The organism is Halomonas faecis (assembly GCF_010993975.1).
GTDB lineage: Bacteria > Pseudomonadota > Gammaproteobacteria > Pseudomonadales > Halomonadaceae > Halomonas > Halomonas faecis.
In genome coordinates this window covers 1-6,734 of record NZ_JAACZO010000025.1, presented here as the reverse complement: position 1 = coordinate 6,734, position 6,734 = coordinate 1, and the positions used below count along the sequence as shown (strand labels likewise).

The 6,734-nt window shown below is 63.1% G+C and carries 7 protein-coding genes; 1 reads left to right on the top strand and 6 read right to left on the bottom strand.

What is annotated here, in order from left to right; translation table 11 throughout:
- Positions 1-82 precede the first annotated feature (82 nt).
- The 6 genes from GFD32_RS11740 to GFD32_RS11715 form a co-directional block, all read right to left on the bottom strand.
- On the bottom strand, positions 83-274 hold the full coding sequence (locus tag GFD32_RS11740; RefSeq protein WP_240455632.1) for a YchJ family protein: 192 nt from the start codon (positions 272-274) through the stop codon (positions 83-85).
- Positions 275-374: 100 nt separating this feature from the next.
- Positions 375-3,428, bottom strand: coding sequence for an AAA domain-containing protein (locus tag GFD32_RS11735; RefSeq protein WP_163576810.1), 3,054 nt, complete (start codon positions 3,426-3,428; stop codon positions 375-377).
- Positions 3,429-3,668: 240 nt separating this feature from the next.
- Entirely contained in the window at positions 3,669-4,094 is a 426-nt protein-coding gene (locus GFD32_RS11730; protein WP_163576809.1) for a VOC family protein, read from the bottom strand.
- A 19-nt stretch (positions 4,095-4,113) separates the two neighbouring features.
- Positions 4,114-4,278, bottom strand: coding sequence for a hypothetical protein (locus GFD32_RS11725; protein ID WP_163576805.1), 165 nt, complete (start codon positions 4,276-4,278; stop codon positions 4,114-4,116).
- A 12-nt stretch (positions 4,279-4,290) separates the two neighbouring features.
- The gene (locus GFD32_RS11720) at positions 4,291-5,070 is read right to left on the bottom strand and encodes a PhzF family phenazine biosynthesis protein (protein WP_163576808.1); all 780 of its coding nucleotides are present in this window, start codon (positions 5,068-5,070) and stop codon (positions 4,291-4,293) included.
- A gap of 98 nt (positions 5,071-5,168) precedes the next feature.
- Positions 5,169-5,783 carry a LysE family translocator gene (locus GFD32_RS11715; RefSeq protein ID WP_163576807.1) on the bottom strand — a complete coding sequence of 205 codons (615 nt, stop codon included), beginning with the start codon at positions 5,781-5,783 and terminating at the stop codon, positions 5,169-5,171.
- A gap of 167 nt (positions 5,784-5,950) precedes the next feature.
- Between GFD32_RS11715 and GFD32_RS11710 the strand changes: the two genes are divergently transcribed.
- Positions 5,951-6,637, top strand: a complete 687-nt coding sequence (locus GFD32_RS11710) for a LysR substrate-binding domain-containing protein (protein ID WP_240455631.1) — start codon at positions 5,951-5,953, stop codon at positions 6,635-6,637.
- Positions 6,638-6,734: the final 97 nt, after the last annotated feature.

Sequence of the window (6,734 nt, the reverse complement as noted above, 5' to 3'; positions counted from 1 at the left end):
GTAGAGCGTGACCTGTTGGCTGGTGACCGCCATACCGTCTCCCTGGTGGGTCAGGACAAGCGGTCAAGCTTAGGGCAACCGGTCAGAATAGTTGTCGTCCACCGGCCAGAGTAATTGTCGCTCTATAGGCAAGCTCGAGCACGAAGGCGCTGTAGCGCGAGCGCATCAGCGCCTCGGGGGTCGGTGCCGGCTCGCCGGCGTGATAGCGCCCGCAGCAGCCGGCGAGCGAACTACCGTTGCCGCAGGGGCAAGCGGTGCGGTCGGAGTGTGTCATGCAAGACGTAACCTTCTGTGTTCCATCCGTACAGGGCATTCGTTGCTGCAAAAGCAGGCCGCTCACCGGCAATGAAGGAGGGCCAGAGGCGGCAGCCTGTTTATGAGGCCATAGCCTCATCACTGTGCAACCGACGGCGCAACAGACCGGATGGCGACCCAGCGCTTTCCTTGCCGAAGACCTCGGGATGACCGAAGACGACGAAGGCGTCCTTGGCACGGGAAACCGCCACGTTGAGCATGTTATGGCCACGATCGTAGAACTTGCCGACGTTACGATCATTGAGCCCATAAACGCTGGAGAACAGCACCAACCGCCGCTCGTCGCCCTGCAAGCTATGCACCGTCCCCACCGTGATCCCTTCGAATCCATGACGTTTGAGCTCATGGCGGATCAGCATGGCCTGTTTGCTGAAAGGCGTGACGATGCCGACGGTTTTCTTCAGTACCTCGGCATCGTCGCACTGCTGCAATTTCTCGTCCTGACGGCGCGCATAATCGAGAAGTGCCTGACGCTCGGCACTCAACCACGCCGCGATCTGCCGCGCCTGGCCTGGGTTGCCCCGGCTGCCACCGTAGGATTGCGATGGCGCCTCGCTTGGCACCAGCGTCAGCGTGCCCCAGGGCACGGTTTCCTGCGGCTTGCCACGCAACGGTTCGAGCACGCCCTGATAGACGAGCGCATTGCAGTAAGCGACGATGTCGTCGAAGCAGCGCCGATGCTCGGTGAGATACAGCCCGCGCTGTAGCTGGGGAAACTGGTGGTAGAAACACTGGCGTTGCGCGACTCGCATCAGGTTACCGTTGCTGGCGAGCAGGCCACTCTCGAGCCAGAACTCGGCGTAGTGCGCTTCATCCTCGAACAGGTCATACAGGTGCAGGTTGGCACGGTCCACACTGGCGGGCAGGCTCCATACCGGCTCGATCTGATCGGTATCGCCCACCACCAGCGCCCGCTTGGCCAAGGCGAAGCTCGCCGCCGACACATCGGGCAGTGCCTGACCCGCCTCGTCGACGACCAATAGGTCGATTTCACCGAACAAGGGCATGTCCTGCCAAACATCATCCTGAAATTCTCCCGCCATGAAGGTCGACGGCGTCATGTAGAACGTGGAGACGAAACAAGGCGTTAGCTTGGCGAAACGCCGCAACTTGCGCAGCACTTTATGAGGCGATTTCCTATCGCTGTCGTTGCGGCGCAGAAAATCGTCCGTTTCCAGCAGCCACCTTGCTTCCCAGTAGTGAGTCGCCAGCTTGAAGGCCTGGAAGCGCCATACCCGGTCGTTGACCTCATCGACCTGCGCCGCTGGCGTCTTAGCGAACAACTCGTCGGGGCGATGCTGATCGATCCAGCTCTCCAAGGCATTCATGGCCTCGCAGTAGCGTGTCTCGAGCGCCTGGTAATCGGCCAGCGTTTTCAGGCACTTCGCCAGCGATTCCCGATACGCCTCGATGCGTTCGCGAAACCAGGACTCGACGGCCTCGTCGCTGTGATCCTCGAGGGTCAAGTCCCATCGATTGAGCCGTCTTGCCGTCTTGCGCTGTTCCTCTCGGCGCAATCTCGGACCGATGAACGGCATCAGCGAGCCCAGACGTACCCAGAGCGAGCGCGCCTCCCACAGGTCATAGAGCTCATCGAGCCATTCCCGCCAGGTTGTGATTCGGGCTTCTTCCTTCTCCTGCCGCTGGGTTAGCGTCTCGAGGGCATTGTGCAAGGTCTCGATATCCCCATGCGCCTCGACGACCTGGCTGTCGACGGCCTGCCACCGATCGCGGCGTTCGATGCCCTCGGCGATCCGATGCTGGCAATCTTGCAGCGCCTGATGCAGCACCTGTTTGACCGCCTCGACGTCATGAGTGGGCTTGCCCTGCCACGCCTCGGCCAGGGTCAGGAAGTGTTCACGCGCCGTCTCGACGAACTCACGGCTCTGCCACTGCGACATGGGACCTTCACCGCGCGGCCCCAGATAACGATAAGTATTCTTCTTGTCTTTGGCCTTGCCGCTCGAACAGCAGTAGAGGCCATAACTGTCGACTTCCGGCAGCCAGCGGCCCGCCAGCCGACTATCGAGGCCAGATTCGTCGATCCGCGCGAAACTCTCCAGAATGTTGGTGACGGCCTGATTGTTGTTCGAAGACGCCACGATCAAGGGTGGCTCGGCTTCTTCGAGCGCCGCCTGCGTCCACAGGTTGGCGACTACCGAACGCAACAGCGTCGTCTTGCCGGTGCCGGGAGGCCCATTGACGGCCAGTATCTCGCCCTCACCCTGCATCAGGACATGGTGCAAGGCGTTGCGCTGCTTGGGCGAGAGCGGAAACTCCCCAGTCATCTGGGCCAGGTGACGCCTTGCCAGCGCGGTGTCGCTTCCCCGTTCCCGGTTAGCCATCAGGGTAGGCGACGTTGCGTTCACATAGCGCCGGTAGAGCGCGGGTGGCGAGGCCAGCTCTACCAGCGAGTCCAGCACCGTCAGCATTTTCTGTTTTGCCCCGACCACGGGTGGGGTTTCCACCTGCAGGAGACTGAGATTCACGCAGGCGTAGTCATCATGTATGGCAATGTCGAACAGCGACATACTCGTCGCATCATCATCCGGTGCGGCCTGACCGGCGCCTGCCAGCCAGCACAGCAGCCGCGTGCAATAAGCGACCAGCGCCTGCCACGTTTCGACGCCCGCAAACGGATACTGGGTCATGAATGCATCGACGGCGACCAGGTCGGCGATGGGCGCCGCCGCTCCCTGATTCGGCCCCAACCATTCGCGGGGAACCCAGGGCGCCTTATCCGACGGCCGAAGACTGCCGTCGCGATGCAAGCGCACGAAGACCACCAGGGGGAGCAGCACCTCGCGCTGGCGATTATCCTTTGCGCCTCCCACCGCCCGAATCAGATCGACGCGTGGCAACAACACCAGCTCGACCTCATCGAGCCATTTACCGGCCTTGCGCTGATGGCTCTCAACGATGCGTTCCGCCAGGGGCTGCGCAATCTCGCCCAACACCCAAACTTCTCTGGGCAAGGCGACGAAGGCATCCTCCGGCTTAGCCGGTCGATCGGGATTGGTGAAAGGCAGCACATCCTTGTCGGCGGGACACAGGCGTTCCGTGTCGATCAGCGACTGTCGAAAGTAACGGGTAATACGTTGCAAGGCATTCATTACTGCCGGCGTTCCGTGATTTCATGAGGCAACGCTAAGGTAACATAGCCCGCCGGGAGCGACATGCCGATGACGTCTTGCCCCGCACTGTCTTTTTAGACTCTCATGGGATAGGTGAACAGCAGCACGCCCAACGCCCCGCCATGACGCCAACGCGGCTCGGCACACAAGCTGAAAAGAATCAGGATGAGGTAAGCAATACCAAAGGCGAGCATCCGGCCTCCCTGCCGTTACCCAAGTTTAACCCAACCAAGCATTACCCTGATCGTCGATGGGGAAATAGGGGTTGTGCGCCACCTCCCAGAGGTGGCCGTCGGGGTCGGCGAAGTAGCCGGAGTAGCCGCCCCACTCCGCCTTGGCCGCCGGCTTGACGATCCGCCCACCGGAACGCTGCGCCTCGTTCAGCACCGCGTCCACCTCGGCTTCCAAGCGTACGTTGTGGGCTAAGCTGATACCGGCAAAGCCGCCGCCCGCGTCCGGCACTCCGGCATCCTTCGCCAGGTCGGCGCGAGCATAAAGCGAGAGGATCAGCCCATTGAGCTGGAAGAACACCACCTCGTCCTCCACGGCCATACCTACCCGCCAGCCGAGCCCCTCCTCGTAGAAGCGGCGCGCCCGCGCCAGGTTCTCCACCCCCAAGGTGATCAGGCTGATGCGCTGTTCCATCGTGGGCCCCTCCCCGCCGTTATCGGCCTCGATAGAAACAACTTAGCAGCAGGAGTGCCCGCACGATATGCTGCTCGGTATGATCGCTGTGCGGCGCCTCGCGGAAGGCTGCCACGGTAACGGTCTCGATGGCCTCGCCGTCGCCGGGCGTTTCGGGGCGGAGAGTGGGTTGCGGTGTCGCCATGGGGCGCGCTCCTCAGAGCCGAATCGTTCCTCGCAGATAGGGGGCCACCTGGCCGGTGAGGATGACCCGGTCACCCACCCATTCACAGGTCAATTGCCCCTGGCGGGCGCCCCCTTGCCGGGCCGTCAGTTTCGTCTTGCCCAGCCGCCCGGCCCAGTACGGCACCAGCGAAGTATGAGCCGAGCCCGTCACGGAGTCCTCCTCGACGCTGACCTTGGGCCCGAACCAGCGCGAGACGAAGTCGAAGTCCCGCCCCAGTGCCGAGACCGCCACACCGCGCCCCGGCAACGTCGCCAACTTGGCCATGTCCGGCACCAACGACGCGATCGTGGCCTCGTCCTCCACCGCGACGAGAATGTCGTCGGTCATCACGACATCGCCTTGCGCCAACCCCAGAGCAGCCAGCACCGGCTCGGGGTCAGCCATCGGCTCGGGCCGCTTGGCGGGAAAATCCATCGCCAAGCCTTCCCCGGTGCGACTGACCCGTAGCTCGCCGCTGCGGGTGGAGAAACGCAGCGACTCGCCCGCCTCGCCCAGTTCGTTGAAGATCACCCAGGCGCTTGCCAGGGTGGCGTGTCCGCACAGGTCGACCTCGGCCACCGGCGTGAACCAGCGCAAGCGATACCCCGCCCCCTCGCGCACGAAGAAGGCGGTTTCGGACAGGTTGTTCTCCGCCGCAATGGCCTGCAGGGTGGCATCGTCCAGCCACTCGGTCAGCGGGCATACCGCCGCGGGATTGCCCTCGAAGGGACGACGCGCGAAGGCATCCACCTGATAGAGATCGATTTCCATGGAATCCTTGGTGCCTGTGATTCGGAGAAAACAACCTGCCAGCAGGCAAGAATCACTGCAATGACCGGCAGAGCGTAACGGCCTTCCTGTCGGGCCCCTCAGGGTCGACGCATGGCGGCGACCAGGGCGCTCGCCCCGATCAGGCTGCCGGCGCCGGTGCGGTGCAGGATGCGGCGAAACCGGGCGCTCAGCAGCTGGCCGCCGGTGGTGGCCAAAAAGGTGTAGGCGAGATCGCTGAGCACGCCGATGACCAGGAAGGTCGAGAACAGGATGGCCAACTGCGGCAACAGAGGCTGGCTGGGCGCCACGAACTGGGGCATGAAGGCCATGAAGAAGGCCAGACTCTTGGGATTCAGCGCAGTGACGAGAAACGCCTTGGCCGTGCCGAGCCGGATGTCCGTGCCCGAAGGTTGCAGATCGCCCAGCCGGCCGGCCTCGCGCCACATCTTGATGCCCAGGTACAGCAGATAGGCAGCCCCGGCCCACTTCAAAATCTGGAACAGTTCGGCGGAAGTCATCAGGAGTGCGCCCACCCCGGCGAACGACAGGGTCATGGCCAGCAGGTCGCCCACGAAGAAGCCGGGAAGCATGGCCAGGGCGGCCCGTCGCCCACGATTGACCCCGGTGGCGACGAGCAGGGCCACGGCGGGGCCAGGGGACACGATGATCAACAGCGAAGCCAGGCAGAAGGAGAGCCAGAGTTCCAACGGCATAACGCGTTCCTCGTACGACGTTCAGTGGGTCATGTTCATTACATAAGCCAATGAACATGTCCGTAAAGGATCACTGCCGCCGCATGGAAAAGCAACACGGCCATCGGCCGGTTGGGGGGGGCGGATGGCGGGATCGGTTCTTGTGGGGAAGGCAGCGGCCACTTTCCTTGGCCGCTGCCACACCTTGCGATTTACGACGTCGTCTTGGGCGGCAGTCCCACCTTCTCGAGCGTCAGTGTCTCGCCGGCACGCCCCCAGCCGCCATCGGCGACTTCCGCCGTCGTTACCCCGGCATCGAGCTGGTCCTCGGCAGTGGCGAACGGCTGGTGGACCTGGTGGGTGAAGGCGTCGATTGCACGATCCGCGCCGGCACCCCGGACGACTCGACCCTCATCGCACGCCGACTGGCCGCGATGCCGCAAGTCATCTGCGCCAGTCCCGGCTATCTGACCCAGGCCGGCAAGCCGCGTCACCCCGACGAGCTGGCCAACCATCAAGCGGTGAAATTCTTCTCCAGTGGCGGTGCCACCGATGACAGCTTCGATCTCATCGTCGGTGGCGAAGCGCGGGAGTTCACGGCGGGCGGCTGGATATCGGTCAACGATGCGGGAAGCTACGCAGCGTGCCCCCTGCGTGGCTGCGGCCTGATCCAGGTGCCGCGTTACCATGTCGAAGATGCTCTAGATGAAGGGCGACTCGTCGAGGTGCTGAGCGAATGGCCGAGTCCTGAATTACCGGTTTCGGCGCTCTACCCCCATCGGCGGCATCTGTCGCCGCGTGTGCGGGTGTTCGTCGACTGGATCAGCGAGATCTACGCGGAGAAGTTTGGTTCTTCGCAGACTGGCGTGAAATGAGCAGGGCGCTGAGCGAGGTCAGGATAGAGAAACGGCGGTAAATCCGAGTAAGCTGATATTCGCCAAAACGTCAGCCTACGGACACCGCCGTTGCCAT